Raw genomic sequence first — 14,670 nt, 5'->3', positions numbered from 1 at the left:
ATCCCGGACACGACAACGACACGTTTCACAGCGGAAGGTCCGGCGAGTCGACTCCGACCACCCGGTCGCCGCAGAACACGCGCACCGACTCGGCCGGACCGTGACCGCCGATGCCGGCCGGCCCCCAGAAGCTCTGCGCGGAATCGTCGCCGAGGTCGGCGAGCTTCGCGCCGTTGACCCGCACTTCGCCGGACAGCACTCGGGAGCCGACCTCGATGGCACGTTCGGTGTCGCCGCCGAACACGTAGGCGTCGAGTCCCGAGGGGTTGGCGTTCGCGATGCGCAGCGCCTCCTCGTCGGAATCGACGGCGTGCAATGACACGACGGGACCGAACAACTCCGCGGTCGCCTTCGCCGGATCGGCCCCGGCGGCGACAGCCGGTGAGAGGAAAAACCCGTCGAGCTCGGGCAGCCGAGCCGGCTGGTGGACGCGGGCCCCCAGGGCGCGCAGTCCCTCGATCCGGCTCTGCAGGGTCGCGAAGTGAGGCGCGTTCGAGATCGGGCCGAGGTCGACGCCCTCGTCGAGCGAGTGACCGACCACCACCTTGGAGATGCGTTCGGTCAGCGCTTCGAGCAGTGGCGCCACCAGACTCCTGTGGGCGAGTATCTTGCCCGGCCCCTCACACCACTGGCCGTTCAGCTTGGTCATGCCCTCGAAGATCCCGTCGGCGGCGACCTCGACATCGGCGTCGTCCAGGACGAGCGCGGGGTTGTTGCCGCCGAGCTCCAGCTGAAGGACCTTGAAGTCCTCCGCGGCGGCCCGGGCGATCGCGCGGCCGGCCGCCGGACCACCGGTGAACGCTACGGCCTTGACGCGCGGGTCACCGGTCAGCGCGGCGCCGACGTCGCCGCGGCCGTGCACGAGCTGCAGCGCGCCGGCGGGAAGTCCCGCCTCGACGAAGCATTCGACGATGATCTGCGCGCTGCCCGGGGCGTGTTCCGACGGCTTCAGGATCACCGGGCAGCCCGCCGCGACCGCGCTCACGACCTTCGCCGCAGGGATGAAACTCGGCCCGTTCCAAGGCGTGAGGATCGCGGCAGGCCCCCACGGGACCTTGTACAGGCGGACGTCGCGGCCGCCCGCCGCCAGGGCCCGTACGCGGGGGATGCTCAGCAGGTCCGCTGCCGTCGCCCGGATCCTGGCGGGCAGGAACGCCGCGACCTTCCTGGTGAGGCCGATCGGCACGCCGCTGGTCAGGGAGTCGGTGCGGGCGATGTCCTCGACGCGGGTTTCGATGAGCGCGGCGACGCGTTCGAGAATGGCCGCACGCTCCCGGCGGGCCTCGTCGTCCCACTGGCCGACGCTGTACACGCGCTCGGCGTGCCGCAGAGCCCGTTCGATGTCCCCGGAGCCGGTCGTGACCATGCGGTGCACCGGTTCCCGGGTATTGGGGTCGATGTTCCATTCGCCCCGGACCGTCTCGCACTCGCTCCAGGCGTCCGCGATGTAGTTCACCGGCTGGGGAATCGCCGTCTCGGCACTCGACATGTGAGTCACCTCTGCATCCGTTGTTGATCAGGCCTGGAGGTCGACGACGATGCGCGTCACGTCGCCGCTCCGCATCGCCTTGAAGCCCTCGTTGATCTCGCCGAACGGGATCACCTGCGTGACCATCTCGTCGAGCAGCAGCCGTCCCTGCTGGTAGAGGCGCGCGAGCTGGACGATGTCCTGGCGCACCTGACCCGATCCCATGTACGAGCCGATGAGGCGCTTCTCGCCGAAGAAGAAGTCCGACGCCGGCACCTTGAGCTCGGTGCCCTCCGGGGCGATGCCCACCAGACAGGCGGTGCCGGTCGCCCGTAGCACCGAGAGCGCCGTGGCAGCGGTGCGCGCCGAGCCGACGGCCTCGAACGAGTAGTCGACGCCGTCACCCAGCAGGTTCCGCACCTCCGCGGCGACGTCCTCGACGCCGCCGTTCACGACGTGGGTCGCACCATAGCCGCGCGCTGCCTTGAGTCGTGCCTCGTCGAGGTCGATCGCGACGATGGCCGAGGCCCCCGCCAGCCTGGCTCCCTGGATGATGGCCGACCCGACGCCGCCGCAGCCGATCACCGCGACCGTGCTTCCCGGACGCACCCGGGCGCCGCGGAAGACGGCGCCGACGCCGGTGATGACACAGCACGCCAGGAGACATCCGACGTGCAGCGGCACCCCGTCGTCCAGCTTCACCAGCGAGCTCTCCCGCATGAGGGTGTGCCGTGAGAACGCGCCGATGTCGCCGAGCCGCTCGACCGGCTCGCCGTTCGTCAGCCGGAACGCGGGACGTGGGCGACGACGGACCTCCGCCACGCGCTGACACTGCGTCGACCGGCCGGCCTCGCAGTTGACGCAGCGGCCGCACGACGGCGTCAGCGCCCCGACCACGCGGTCGCCGACCCGCAGTCCGGTCACCGCCGAGCCGATCGCCTCGACGACACCGGCCACCTCGTGACCCACCACCACCGGCAGGTCGGTCGGCACCGTGCCGGTCATGTAGTGCAGGTCGCTGTGGCACAGTCCCACGTGCGAGACCGCGACGCGCACCTCGTCCGGCTCGGGACCGTCCACCTGGATCGCGGTCATCTCGAGCGGCTCGTTCACCGCGGTGAGCACCGCGGCCTCTGTGTCGATCACGTCTTCTCCTCTGTCGTTCCTTACGGGAAGGGCCGTACAGACCCCTGTCGCGGAGCTATCCGCGAGCGTCCTTGGCGGTCCAGAAGCCATCGATGCCGGCGCTGAACACCCCGCTCTCCCAGGTCTTCCGTGCGGCCTCGTCCTCGCGGACGAAGGCCTGCTCGATTTCGTCGAGCCCCGGCCGCAGCAGCGCGAGATGAAGCGCCGTCGTGTTGTGTTCCGGCGTCCACTCGATGGCCAGGTCGATGGCGCGGTCGACCAGCTCGTCGGGCGCGACGATCTCGTCCAGGAGACCGATCCGCAGGGCCTCTTCGGCGCCGATCCGCGGCGAGCCGAGGATCATGCGCGTCGCGTGGTTCCGGACGATCCGGGGGAGCAGCAGGCTCGACGCGTTCGAGATCGTGATGCCCCGGCCGTTCTCCGGCTGGTAGTACTCCGTCGCCGGGGTGCCGATCCGCGCGTCGCAGCAGAGGGTGATCTCCGAGGCGCCGCCCACGGCCAGGCCGTTCACCGCCGCGATGACGGGGACCTGTGTCTGAACGATGGCCCTGGTGATGTCGTGGAAGCTCTCGAAGGCCGTGCGGAGCTGCGCGTACGAGGTCGGCACGGACCGGAGGTCCTCGCCTGCGGAGAACGCCCGGCCCTCGCCGGTGAGCACGATTCCGCGCACCTGGTCGCCTGTGCCCGCTTCTCGGACGGCGTTCGCCAGCCGCAGCCGCGTGGCGACGTCCATGGCGTTGAGCTTCTCGGGACGACGCAGGGTGAGTACCGCCACCCCCCTGACGACGTCGATGCCGAGGAAGTCCGCAGGGGTGGTGGGTACGCCACCGGTCCTGCGCCGGCTGCCCAGGTCGAAGGTGACGCCGGGCTCGGCCGTGGCGCGGGCCTTGAGCGCCGGTTTGGACACGCGCTCGGACGGCGTCCGCGGGAAGTCGGCGACGAACTCGACGTAGCGCGGCACCTTGAAACGGGCGAGCTGCCGGCCGGCCCGGTCGATGAGCCGCGCAGCGGTTGTACGGTCGGCCGACACCCCGGCGGCCAGTTGAACGAAGGCCTTGACCTCTTCACCGAGGATCTCGTCGGGTTCGGCGACGACGGCGGCGGCCATGACCTCCTCGTCACGTTCGAGAGCGGCCTCGACCTCGGCGCTCGCTATGTTCTCGCCGCCCCGGCGCACCATGTCCTTGATCCGACCGACCAGTTGGATGCCGCCGTCCGGCCGGCGGACGGCGACATCGCCGGTGTGCAGCCAGCCGTCCCGCAGCACACGGGCTGTGTCCTCCGGACGGTTCCAGTAGCCGCGCATCATCGGCTTGCCCGAGACGATCAGCTCACCGGGCTCGCCGTCGGGCAGATCGACTCCTTGCGGATCGACCACCCGGACTCGTTTCGTCGGCACCGGAAGTCCCAAGCTCCCGCTCCCCACGGAGTTCGCGTCATCCACGGAACCGAACAGGTCGACGCCGGACTCGGTCATGCCGTAGATCTCTCGCCACGGCGCGCCCCAGCGTTCCTCCAGCTGCGCGTGGATTCCGACAGGGATGCCCGAACAGAGCACCAGGCGCAGCTGGTTGTCCAGGTCGTCGGGGTTCGGCGGTTGCTTGAAGAGCAGCGTCGGCATGGATCCGAGGACGTAGAAGAAGGTCGCTCGATGGCGACGTACGTCGGCGAAGAAGCCCGACGCGGAGAACCGGGGGAGCACGACCAGCGGGGCCCCGACCGTCAGGGCGAGCACGGTGTTCCACTGCGGATCCATGTAGGAGAACGGCTGGGCGGTGAGCAGGACGTCGTCGGCCCCGAGGCCGGTCACCGCGGCACAGTTCCAGCCCAGCCGCACCCAGTAGTCGTGCGTGAGCATGCATGCCTTGGGGAAGCCGGTGGTGCCCGACGTGTACTGCAGGTTCGCCAAGGTCTCGGCGGTGGGGCGCACCGTCGGAGCGGTCGCCGGGAAGGACGCGGACCCGTCTGCGGCGACGTCGACGATGCGGAGGTCCGCCAGGTCGGTCTCGGCGTCGGTGACTTCCTTCAGGAGACCCGCGCGTTCGTGATCGGTGAACACGACCCGGGCTCCCGAATCCCGGAGGAGATGGGTGAGATCCGCCTGCCTGTACGAGGAGTTGACCGGTACCGCCACAGCGCCGGCCTTCAGCGCGGAGAGCCACACGACCGGCCAGTGCACGATGTTCGGGAGCATGATCGCGACGCGGTCACCGGCCTGGATGCCGTCCACCTCGATCAGCCGGTGCGCCAGCCTGGAGGTCCGGGCTTCGATCTCGGCAAACGTCCAGGACTCGTCTCCGAACCGGAGGAACTCACGATCGGGTGATCGCCGCGCACGCTCGGCCAGCAAAGCCGTCAGCGTCGCGGTGGGCGGGTCCTCTCCCATCTGCTCGGGCCCGACGGCCGGCTGCGGGCGGCGAGAGGCCGCATCTTCCTCTCGCTGCGGTGTTTCTTTCACGACCACGACTGCTTCCTCTGCATGGGACTTTGTCCGTCTGTTCGCTGCCTTGAATGCGGATCGTCAGGCGTCGGCACGGCTCTGTTCGCGCAGGAGCGGCTTCACGTCGACCGACTCGTTGTGGTTGTGCAGGGCGCGGTAGGCGAAGTAGTACATGAGCATCTGGAATCCCCAGGTGCTCAGCGCGCCGATGTAGAAGAGGGTGTGCGCCTCGTCGTCGCCGGGGATGTGGACGAAGTCGTACGTCGAGGCGATGACGCATCCGGCAGCGGTCGCAAGCCCCGCGCCGATGGCCCATCCCTTTGCGCCGATCGCCCAGAGCCGCTTCGAGAAGTAGATCAGGAACAGGGTGGTCAGAACGTTGCCCACGATGAGGAAGATCGCGACTCCCGATCCGAGCCGCTCGCCGAAGAGCAGCAGGGAGATCCCGACGGCGGCGGCGAACGCGAACACCCCGACATCAGTCCTCACGGACGGCTTGTAATGATGCGTCACGCGCATCAGGCCCATGACGAGGATCAGTGTGATGCCGACCGACCGGGAGAACTGGTCGAAGAAGAACGCGGCGGTGTACATGGGGCTGTCCTCGGTCGCCCCGACGGCCGCGTAGACGAGGAAGTTCGACCCGGAGGTGGCGACGATGATCCATTCGAGGCCGAGGAGATAGTTCCCGTAGTTCCGGATGAACTTCCACCCGAAGGTGAATCCGACGATGATCATCCAGATGTCGGCGAGCAGGAAAAGCAAGTCTCTGAGTGCCATTCTTCCTCCGTTCCCTGAGGTCTTGTAGGCCTCTGGTTCTCTATCGAGAGGTCACGATTCGAGGTGTCGCCTTTGCGGGTGTGCGCCGGGCGAATCCGATAGGTCGGATCGCGGTGGGCAGTCCGCTGTCGAGTGAGGTGTAGGCGTCCCGCTTCGCCGGGTTCCCGGGGAGCAGACACCTGCTCGGTGAAATTCGGGCCGGCCGAGGCAGTGCTCCGACGGCTGTTTCCGGTCGATGCCGGCAGCGTCAGCTCCTCGCGAGGGGGTGAGAGCCATGCTGCTTCATCACGGTCAACCGATCAAGTCATCTGAACAAAGATTTTGGGACGAGGGCTATGACCTCGGTCGATATGGACATACCGGCTGGTAGCCTGGAGTCTGACTTGATCGATCGTCCAACTTTGGCAGGGGGCAGATGTGGCACGCGTACCGGCGGCCGAGCGGCGCAACGACCTGGTGAACGCCGCCATCCAAGTGATCGCGAGCCACGGCGTCGACGGTGCTACGACTCGTCGGATCGCCGAGCAGGCGAACGCCCCGCTGGCGACGCTGCACTACTGCTTCCAGACCAAGGAGCTGCTGTTCGCAGCCGTCTTCGAGCGGTTGACGGAGCGGTACCGTGAGGTTCTGATCGAGAACGATGTGCACGGCGACCTCGTCCCGACTGCGCATGCGATCCTCCGCGGACTCTTGAACTGGTATCTCGAGTCCGATTCGGAATTCGCGTCCGCGAGCTTCGAGCTGATCAGCTGGGCGCAACGCCAGGCGGAGCATCCGGCGGTGACGGTGTACAACGAGGCGTTCAATGTCGTGCGATCGATCCTCGCGAGAGCGGCCACCGGACAGGACGTCGCGCCCGAGACGATCGACCAGATCGGCTATGTCATCGGCACCCTTTCAGACGGCTTCGTGGTGAATTGGCTGACGTATGCCGACCGCTCCCGAGCCGCCGAGCAGGCAGAGGTCATCATCGATGTGCTCGACGCCTGGCTGGCCGCGAAGCTCGCCTGATCACCGAACGTGGACGTGACCTGGGACCGGACCCGAGTGCGTCCACCCGCCGGCGGCACGCCGACGCGCCCGGGCCGGCCTCGTCACAGGCGTTTGAGGGATTCCTCAACGATCCACGTCATCGTCGGATCGTCGCTCTCCATCCATTCCGGGTGCCACTGGACTCCCAGTACCGGTGCGTCCGGAAGCTCCACCGCCTCGGCCACACCGTCAGCCGTCCGGCCCGTGACGAGAAGCCCTGTGCCGCAGCGGTCGACGGCCTGGTGGTGCCACGAGTTGGTGACAGCTCGTGCTCCGAACAGTCCCGCGACGATCGAGCCGGCCTCGAAGGTCACGACGTGATCATCGGTGCCGTCGGTGAGCGCGGCCTCCTGCGACAGGTGCCGTACCTCGCCGGGCGGAAGATCGGCGATGAGCGTGCCGCCGAGCGCGACGTTGAGGACCTGCATGCCCCGGCACACCGCGAGCACCGGGATGCGCCGTTCGAGCGCGGCACGTACGAGCGCGAGCTCGTACGCGTCCCGCTCGGCATCGTGGACCATCGGGTCCGCACGCGGGTCGATGTCGCGGACTACGGACGGGTCCCCTCCCCAGCACGCCGGATGCAGGTCCTGCCCGCCGGTGATGACGACGCCGGCCAGCCAGTGGCAGACCGCCTCCGCGTCTGTCTCGTACGAGAGGTTCACGGGGAGACCGCCGGCTCGCGCGATCCGGATCGCGTAGTCGGACATGTAGCTGTCGGCGCAGCGATCGCCGTACCGCCGGTCCGCACCCTTGATGAGGTCCAGTCGGATCCGCCGGCCGGTGATGCCGATCAGAGGGCGCACCGCGGTCGGCGTGTCGGCCTTCGCGTTCACGGCAGTTCGAAGTATCGGACGGACTCCCACTCGGAGAGCTCGGCGAACGGATCACCGCCCGTGGTGTGGAACTGCATCCACTCCCACCGACGCGATCCGACCCAGTAGTCCACGAAGTCGGAGCCGAGGAGGCCGCGAAGGATCGGATCCGCTTCGAGGGCGGCGGCGGCCTTCGTGATGGTGTCCGGCAGCCGGGTGATCTCCCCGGGCGGCATGCACCAGGCCATCTCCGCGACCGGCTCCGGCGGTTCGATCTTGCGCTCGAGGCCTGCGATCACACCGGCCAGCACGCCGGCGAGCGCGAGATACAGATTGGCGTCGGCGCCGGGGACCCGGTACTCCAGACGGGAGTACGCCGGGTGCCCGCAGACCGCCCGGACCGCCGTGGTCTTGTTGCTGATGCCCCAGCTGGCGGTGACCGGCGGGCCACTGAGATCCACCAGGCGCCGGTACGAGGTGATCTGCGGGAGCACGATCGACGTGTTGCCCTCGATCGTCGCGAGCAGACCGCCGATGGCGTGGCGCATCGTCTCCGACGGCCCCTCCACCGCGTAGAACGCGTTGGCGCCGTCTCGCTGGAGGGACAGATTGATGTGCGAAGCCTGCCCGTAGCCCGCGGTGGGCTTGGCCATGAAGGTGACCGTGTGGCCGAGGTCGAACGCGACCTCGCGCATGATCTGGCGGGTCCGCGCCCAGGCATCGCAGACCGTGATCGGATCGCCGGGAGCCAAGTTGATCTCGATCTGGCCGGCGGCGTCCTCGTCGCTCCAGGCCTCCCACTCGATGCCGACCGCGTCGAGCCGGTCGGCGACGGCCTTCATGTAACCGGTCCAGTCCTTCGACTTCGCCAGGTGATAGGCCGTGCCCGCGCTCCCGCCGAGTGGAGTCAGGTCGCGGTATCCGCGTGCGCGCGCCTCGTGGACGGACTCCTCGAAGACCGTCGCCTCGATCTCGACGGCGACGGTCGCCGTGAAGCCGAGCGAGGTGAGTCGGCCGGTCATCCTCTTCGCCAGGTTGCGTGGACAGATGGGGACCGGAGTGCCGTCCTTCAGCCAGTAGTCGCCGATCACGGCGTCGAGCCCCGGCTCCCACTCGACCAGGGTCGACATGTCGGGGCGGAAGTAGACGTCGTCCAGGTGGCCGCGCCAGTCGGGAAAGGCGAAACCGAAGGCCGGTGCGTTTCCGAGGTCGAGCCCGAACAGGAGGTCGGCGAAGGCGAACCCCGAGTTCAGGCCCGAGGCGAACTTCTTCGGCGCCAGGGTCTTGCCGAGGAACGAGCCGTCGTGGTTCGTCGCCTCGATCCGGACGGCTCGCGTCCTGGAGTCACGGGCGTCAACTCCCGCGGCGAGCTTAGTGAGTTCAGACATCGTAACGAACCTTCCAGGACGCGCCGACCATGACCGACAGCTGAGAGAGAGTGCCCTGGATCCCGAGCGCACCCGTGGAGAGAACGGCGAGCAGGTCGTCGGCTCCGGAGAACACGCCGGCGAGGGCCTCGGGAGCTCCGGCGATCAGGTAGTGCGTCGCGCCCTCGCCGAGAACGACCTGCTCCAGGCCTTCGGGACCCTCGGTGACCGCGATGAGCACGTCCGGAATCCCCGGTACGGAGCGCGCGGCGGTCCAGAAGTGCTCGGCGGCCGACTGCCAGTCCGGCACCGGCGGCGACAGCGCGAGCAGCGCGTCCGCGGCGAGCTCGGCGTTCCCCGAGGGGGCGTCGACGGGAGCGAACCTGGCGTTCAGGTCGACGGTGATCGCGGCATCGGGTTCGACGCGGACTCCGCTCGAGACCTCGACGACGCCGCCGCCGAAGGTGATCGTCGCCGCCTGCGGCGTCTCGTGGGACCGGATCGCCACTGTGGCGGCCGGATTCCGCAGTACCGGGAGCGCGTGGCCCGCTCGGACGGAATCCCGCAAGGTGCGGCCGATCAACCGGACGAGGGGAGTCGCATCGTCCTCGATCCTTACGTCGATCTCGGTGGCGGTCGCTGCGCCGGACACCGCAGGGGCCGTCGTGGTTTCGGTCATCCGTAGTCCTTTCGACTTCGGGAGATCACACGCGCCGCGAATCGGCTGCCTCGGATCTCGGATGGACCGTGATCATCATGGTCAAGTGACTAGATCAGGTGACTAGGATGGTGGGGTACAGGTCGCGACCTGTCAATGACTTCGGGGAGGCCCCACAGTGAATGAAGTGATGCCCTCGTACTGGGCGCAGCTGGATGCCGATGCGCAGGGCGCGGCACGATTCATCGCCGGAACCCTCAAGAAACCGGTCCGCGAGCTGGGCGCGGAAGCGGCGCGGAAGCTCCTGGCCACCCCGCCGTCGGAGTGGCCGATCACACCCCTCGACCGGGTCGAACACCTGACCCTGCCTGCCCGCTCCGGCGAGCTCCGCGCACGCCTCTACCACCCGGACGGCCCCCTGCCGTCCGGCGGACCGCGTCCGGCGCTGGTCTATATGCACGGAGGCGGCTTCGTCCTCGGCACCCTCGACGGAGTGGACGAGGTCTGTCGCGCGCTCGCCGCCCGCTCCGGGTGGGCGGTGCTCTCCCTTGAGTACCGACTCGCGCCGGAGAACCCCTATCCGGCAGCCCTCGACGACTGTTTCGATGCGTTCGCCTGGCTTCGCCGTTCGGCTCCGGGGTTCGGCATCGACCCGCACATGATCGCCGTCGGGGGGGACTCCGCCGGTGGCAGTCTGGCCGCGGCGCTGTGTCTCAAGCTCCGGGACCTGGGGCTCGCTCGGCCGGTGTCCCAGGTGCTCGTCTATCCCGCCGTCGATGACGCATTCGCCACCCCGTCCTGGACGGAGTTCGCCGACGCACCTCTCTTGACCAGTGCGGATGCGCGCTGGTTCTGGGAGCAGTACCTCGGACCTGACCACACGGGATCGGCCGATCACTACGCCGCCCCCATGCGCGCCGCATCATTGCGGGATCTTCCGCCGGCGCTGGTTCTCACCGCCGCGGTCGACCCGCTTCGCGACGACGCCGAGGCGTACGCCGAAAGGCTGCGGCGTGACGGAGCGGAGGTCACCTCGATCCGCTGTGCCGGCGTGTTCCACGGCTTTTTCACCGAGGTGGGTGTGTTCGCCAGGACGGACGAGGCTATCTCGCAGGTGGCGCGCCACCTGCGAGACCTGGTCGATGCCTGAACGGCCGCGACGGCGATGCCTGAACGGCCGCGACCGGCGCGAATCGAATCGCATTCGACTATTGACGGCGCTCGGGCCCGTGGCTAGATTCTGTGGATCAAACGACTAAGTCAGATGACTGAGATGCGTTCTTCGATGCGCCGAGGGGCGACGTCCCCCGCCTAGGCGAAGCCCTGACGGCCAGATGCCACCGCATGTCGACTACCCGAAGGCACACGCATGACTGAGACCACCCCATCCACCGCACCCGTCGTCGACCTCCTCTGCGTCGGTGCGGGATTTTCAGGCCTCTACGCGGCGTACAAGGCCGTCGAGAAGGGCTGGACGATCGCGGGATTCGAAGTGGCGCCCGATGTCGGCGGCACCTGGTTCTGGAACACGTATCCCGGTGCCCGGTGCGACGTCGAGAGCATCTACTACTCCTACTCGTTCAGTCAGGAGCTTCTGCAGGAGTGGACGTGGAGCGAGCGCTTCGCACCGCAAGCCGAGATTCTCAGCTACATCAATCACGTCGCGGACCGCTTCGACCTGCGCCGTCACTTCACCTTCGGCACCCGGGTGACGTCCGCGACCTGGCTCCAGGACGAGCGGCTCTGGGAGGTGACCCTCGACTCCGGTGAGACCCGGCGGGGCCGACACCTGCTCGCCGCCTCGGGCGGTCTCTCGGCGCCCAAGGACTTTGACGTGCCGGGCCTGGAGAACTTCACCGGGACCATGGTCTCGACGAGCCGGTGGGACATTCCGCTGAGCGATCTGGCGGGCAAGCGAGTCGCCGTGATCGGCACCGGCTCGTCCGCGGTCCAGTGCATTCCCCTCATCGCCGAGGTCGCCGAGCACCTCACCGTGTTCCAGCGCACCCCCAACTATGTGTTCCCGGCCCGCAACGTCCCGCTGTCGGCGGACTACGTCGACGAGATCAAGAGCAGCTACGCGGCGATCCGCGAGGAGTGCCGCCACTCGCTCGGCGGCATCCCGGACCGCATCCCGGACGCCGCCGCGTTCGACGTCTCCGACGAGGAGCGTCGCGAGCGCTACGAGCGGGCCTATGTGCGCAGCGGGTTCAACGGGGTCGGCGGCGAGTTCTCCGATCTGTTGACCGATGCGCGCGCCAACGAGACCGCGGCAGAGTTCGTGCGCGGTAAGATCCGCCAGATCGTCCAGGACCAGGCGACCGCCGCAGTCCTCGAGCCCCGCTTCCACCCGCTCGGCGCCAAGCGCAGCTGTTTCGGCACCGACTACTACGAGACCTTCAACCGTTCCAACGTCTCGGTGGTCTCCCTGCGCGACGAGCCGATCGACACCATGACGAGCGACAGCATCGTCACGAGTGCCGACTCGTACGAGGTCGACGCCATCGTGCTCGCGATCGGATTCGACGCCTTCACCGGCCCGCTGTTCGCATTGAACGTCTCCACCCCGGAGGCCGGCAGGCTGCAGGACGCGTGGAGCGACGGAGTCCGGACGTACCTGGGCATCATGGCCGCCGGGTTCCCGAACTTCTTCATGATCGCCGGACCGCAGAGCCCCGCGCTGGCGAGCAATGTCGTGGTCACGATCGAGCAAGCCGTCGACTGGATCACCGATCTGATCGGGCACGCGAAGGCCGGTGGCGCCGAGGTCATCGAGCCGACGGCCGAAGCTCAGGACGACTGGGTGAAGATCACCGAGGACACGGTCAGCCAGACGCTCTACGCGACCACCGACTCCTGGTACCGGGGATCGAACGTGACCGGCAAGCCGACGACCTTCCTCGGTTACGTGGGCGGAGTCGGCAAGTACCGCCGGATGTGTACCGAGCTCGCCAAGCGCGGCTACCCGGGCATCGAGCTGGACGGCGAGACCGTAGCCCGTCGCCTCGGCCGTATTCACAAGGAGATCGCGTGAAGGTCGTACACCAGCGCTACGTCGCCCACTCCGAGGCGCACTACGCGGGGAACCTGGTCGACGGGGCCTTCGGACTGAAGCTCTTCGGAGACGCAGGAACGCACCTGGCGATCACCCTCGACGGTCACGAGAGCCTGTTCGCCGGGTACGCGTCGGTCGAGTTCCTGGCCCCGGTCCGTGGCGGCGACGTCGTCGAAGTGGAGGCGCGCCTGGCGTCGAAGGGAAGGCGCAGCCGCACCGTCGACTTCGAGCTGCGGATCATCTGCCGAGCCGTCGACGACAGCGGCCGGGCCGAGGTGCTCCCCGAACCCATCCTGGCCACCCGAGCGCGAGGCACGGCTGTCGTTCCGGCCGAAGCGGGAACGACGGCAAGGTGACCGCGGGGGCGCGAGGTGACGGTCGGCGGTGAGCAGCCCGAGCCGCGTACCCCACACGAGCGACCGGCCCGCTGTCGGCGGCGGGCCGGTCTCGGTGGGCGGTGTGCTCGCGCAGGCGTTACGCGGCGCGGAACCGTCCTTCCCCGACCTCCGTGACCAGTCCTGTGCTGATCAGCCGGCGCAGGTGCTGTGCCGCGGTCCGCCGCTCGACCGGTTCCACGTGAGGGCCATCGATATGGGGGCGGTAGACGAGGCGGTGTGCGGTGATCTCTTCGACGGTGCGCGGTTCGTCGAGGAACGCCAGGAGCGTCGCGTCCCGCTGCTTCACCACGGAGGCGAAAGCGTCGAGCCGCGCGGAGAACTCGCCCGCGCCCTCGATCACGCCCTTCTGGTGGGCGGTGCCGTACCAGCGGGCGCCGATCTCCCGGCACCGGCGCATGGACGCCTCGAAGTCCGGGAGGCTGCTCCCGAGGTCCCCGTAGTACGGGCCGAACGAGGTCAGGTCGATGTCCGCCACGTACAGGAAGCCGTCCGGTTCGACCAGGAAGCCGCTGTGGCCGGCCGTGTGACCGGGGAGGTGGACGACGGTCAAGGTGCGACCGCCGAGGTCGAACACCGTTCCGTCGGCGAATGCCGCTGCGTCGGGCCGGTCCCGCACGTGGAACTGGTCGCGCAGGATCACTTCGGTGTCCGCTGTGGCGTCCGGCGGGAGGCCGTAGCCGGCGGCCATGACGTCGCGTGAGCGCAGCGCGGCGAGGTCGCCCTCGTGGACGTGGACGGGCACTTCGTAGCCGCCGAGACCCGCGACGTGATCCTCGTGGGCATGGCTCACCAGGACCACGTCCGCCGGCGGTGCAGCTCCGACGAGCGACAGCGACGGGTCGATGACCAGCGTTTCGGAGGTGCCGCGTACAAGGACGGAGTTGGCGTACGGGTAGGCGCCCCGCTCGGCTCCGACGAGCACGGTGACCCCGGCGTACCGCTCTTCCGCGTATCCCGGGGTGGTCATGGTAGGTACTCCTTCGTCCGTGAATCCCGTTGTGAGTGTGTCGAGTTGACCCATGCTGGCCGGTGTCACGCTTTCACCGGGCCGCTTCGTCTGGCGGGCGAGGAAGCGGGCGCGGGATGCCATGGCGCTGGTACCGGTGCCGCACGAGTAGCTGGAGCCGATGCACGTATGTGTCGCCGAGTTCGCCCGGTGACCGAAGGTCGTGCCCGTCCGAGCCCGGCGCCGACACGAACGTGTGCGTCGAGCGGAGCCCCCGAGCGGCTCGTCATGCCGAGGCCTCGCGCCGCGTCGCCCCCTCGCAGTAGGCACCGGTCGCCACGACGTCATGCCTCCTGAACACGGCTCTCCGCCTCGGTTCCACACCATGTGGGCACGACCGAATGCCTGATGTTCCGGCCTGTCCGAGCAACCGAGTATTGATTGATATCGATTCGGGTTCGATCTTAGGGCGCACTCAGGGCCTGTCAACCCCGCGGTCGCGGAGAAGGTGCGAGCGCCGATGATGCGATCTCGGATCACGTTCGACAAGGGCGTGGCCCCTTTG

The 14,670-nt window shown here is 68.4% G+C and carries 12 protein-coding genes; 4 read left to right on the top strand and 8 right to left on the bottom strand.

Annotated elements, in window-relative coordinates:
* Nucleotides 1–25: 25 nt before the first annotated feature.
* The 4 genes from ACFVGW_RS00100 to ACFVGW_RS00085 form a co-directional block, all read right to left on the bottom strand.
* On the bottom strand, nucleotides 26–1,489 hold the full coding sequence (locus ACFVGW_RS00100; protein WP_385850054.1) for an aldehyde dehydrogenase family protein: 1,464 nt from the start codon (nucleotides 1,487–1,489) through the stop codon (nucleotides 26–28).
* A 27-nt stretch (nucleotides 1,490–1,516) separates the two neighbouring features.
* Nucleotides 1,517–2,614 carry a Zn-dependent alcohol dehydrogenase gene (locus ACFVGW_RS00095; protein WP_385850053.1) on the bottom strand — a complete coding sequence of 366 codons (1,098 nt, stop codon included), beginning with the start codon at nucleotides 2,612–2,614 and terminating at the stop codon, nucleotides 1,517–1,519.
* Nucleotides 2,615–2,669: 55 nt separating this feature from the next.
* The gene (locus tag ACFVGW_RS00090; RefSeq protein WP_385850052.1) at nucleotides 2,670–4,964 is read right to left on the bottom strand and encodes an AMP-binding protein; all 2,295 of its coding nucleotides are present in this window, start codon (nucleotides 4,962–4,964) and stop codon (nucleotides 2,670–2,672) included.
* Between the two features lie 171 nt (nucleotides 4,965–5,135).
* Complete coding sequence (locus tag ACFVGW_RS00085) at nucleotides 5,136–5,834, bottom strand: transporter (protein WP_385850051.1); 699 nt, start codon at nucleotides 5,832–5,834, stop codon at nucleotides 5,136–5,138.
* 417 nt (nucleotides 5,835–6,251) lie between these two features.
* Here ACFVGW_RS00085 and ACFVGW_RS00080 point away from each other — a divergent pair, with 417 nt between their 5' ends.
* A complete protein-coding gene (locus tag ACFVGW_RS00080) occupies nucleotides 6,252–6,845 on the top strand; it encodes a TetR/AcrR family transcriptional regulator (RefSeq protein ID WP_385850050.1) in 594 nt (197 codons plus the stop codon).
* 83 nt (nucleotides 6,846–6,928) lie between these two features.
* Here the strand turns inward: ACFVGW_RS00080 and ACFVGW_RS00075 are convergent, their stop codons facing one another.
* Genes ACFVGW_RS00075 through ACFVGW_RS00065 form a run of 3 tightly spaced genes read right to left on the bottom strand, consistent with a single transcriptional unit; the run spans nucleotide 6,929 to nucleotide 9,727 of the window.
* Nucleotides 6,929–7,702 (bottom strand): gamma-glutamyl-gamma-aminobutyrate hydrolase family protein, encoded by a 774-nt coding sequence (locus tag ACFVGW_RS00075; RefSeq protein ID WP_385850049.1) that lies wholly within the window; start codon nucleotides 7,700–7,702, stop codon nucleotides 6,929–6,931.
* The gene (locus ACFVGW_RS00070; RefSeq protein WP_385850048.1) at nucleotides 7,699–9,069 is read right to left on the bottom strand and encodes a glutamine synthetase family protein; all 1,371 of its coding nucleotides are present in this window, start codon (nucleotides 9,067–9,069) and stop codon (nucleotides 7,699–7,701) included. Before ACFVGW_RS00070 ends, ACFVGW_RS00075 begins: the two co-directional genes overlap by 4 nt.
* Nucleotides 9,062–9,727, bottom strand: coding sequence for a hypothetical protein (locus ACFVGW_RS00065; RefSeq protein ID WP_385850047.1), 666 nt, complete (start codon nucleotides 9,725–9,727; stop codon nucleotides 9,062–9,064). The genes ACFVGW_RS00070 and ACFVGW_RS00065 overlap by 8 nt, the downstream gene beginning before the upstream one ends.
* A 169-nt stretch (nucleotides 9,728–9,896) precedes the next feature.
* Between ACFVGW_RS00065 and ACFVGW_RS00060 the strand changes: the two genes are divergently transcribed.
* The 3 genes from ACFVGW_RS00060 to ACFVGW_RS00050 all read left to right on the top strand — a co-directional run bounded on the left by ACFVGW_RS00060 (nucleotide 9,897) and on the right by ACFVGW_RS00050 (nucleotide 13,117).
* Nucleotides 9,897–10,856 carry an alpha/beta hydrolase gene (locus ACFVGW_RS00060; RefSeq protein ID WP_385850536.1) on the top strand — a complete coding sequence of 320 codons (960 nt, stop codon included), beginning with the start codon at nucleotides 9,897–9,899 and terminating at the stop codon, nucleotides 10,854–10,856.
* Nucleotides 10,857–11,075: 219 nt separating this feature from the next.
* Nucleotides 11,076–12,740 carry a flavin-containing monooxygenase gene (locus tag ACFVGW_RS00055; RefSeq protein ID WP_385850046.1) on the top strand — a complete coding sequence of 555 codons (1,665 nt, stop codon included), beginning with the start codon at nucleotides 11,076–11,078 and terminating at the stop codon, nucleotides 12,738–12,740.
* The gene (locus tag ACFVGW_RS00050; RefSeq protein WP_385850045.1) at nucleotides 12,737–13,117 is read left to right on the top strand and encodes a hotdog domain-containing protein; all 381 of its coding nucleotides are present in this window, start codon (nucleotides 12,737–12,739) and stop codon (nucleotides 13,115–13,117) included. Before ACFVGW_RS00055 ends, ACFVGW_RS00050 begins: the two co-directional genes overlap by 4 nt.
* Nucleotides 13,118–13,235: 118 nt before the next feature.
* On the opposite strand, the gene ACFVGW_RS00045 is transcribed toward ACFVGW_RS00050, so the two are convergent.
* Nucleotides 13,236–14,126 (bottom strand): MBL fold metallo-hydrolase, encoded by an 891-nt coding sequence (locus ACFVGW_RS00045; protein WP_385850044.1) that lies wholly within the window; start codon nucleotides 14,124–14,126, stop codon nucleotides 13,236–13,238.
* Nucleotides 14,127–14,670 lie beyond the last annotated feature (544 nt).

This window comes from Streptomyces sp. NPDC127129 (genome assembly GCF_042671585.1).
GTDB lineage: Bacteria > Actinomycetota > Actinomycetes > Streptomycetales > Streptomycetaceae > Streptomyces.
The sequence above is the reverse complement of the archived record's forward strand: the minus strand, read 5'-3'. Positions and strand labels throughout refer to the sequence as shown.

Bases quoted from the DNA above. Each gene is read 5' to 3' on its own strand.
- ACFVGW_RS00100 (WP_385850054.1), bottom strand. From the start codon at position 1,489: ATGTCGAGTGCCGAGACGGCGATTCCCCAGCCGGTGAACTACATCGCG.
- ACFVGW_RS00085 (WP_385850051.1), bottom strand. From the start codon at position 5,834: ATGGCACTCAGAGACTTGCTTTTCCTGCTCGCCGACATCTGGATGATC.
- ACFVGW_RS00070 (WP_385850048.1), bottom strand. From the start codon at position 9,069: ATGTCTGAACTCACTAAGCTCGCCGCGGGAGTTGACGCCCGTGACTCC.
- ACFVGW_RS00065 (WP_385850047.1), bottom strand. From the start codon at position 9,727: ATGACCGAAACCACGACGGCCCCTGCGGTGTCCGGCGCAGCGACCGCC.
- ACFVGW_RS00060 (WP_385850536.1), top strand. From the start codon at position 9,897: ATGCCCTCGTACTGGGCGCAGCTGGATGCCGATGCGCAGGGCGCGGCA.
- ACFVGW_RS00055 (WP_385850046.1), top strand. From the start codon at position 11,076: ATGACTGAGACCACCCCATCCACCGCACCCGTCGTCGACCTCCTCTGC.
- ACFVGW_RS00045 (WP_385850044.1), bottom strand. From the start codon at position 14,126: ATGACCACCCCGGGATACGCGGAAGAGCGGTACGCCGGGGTCACCGTG.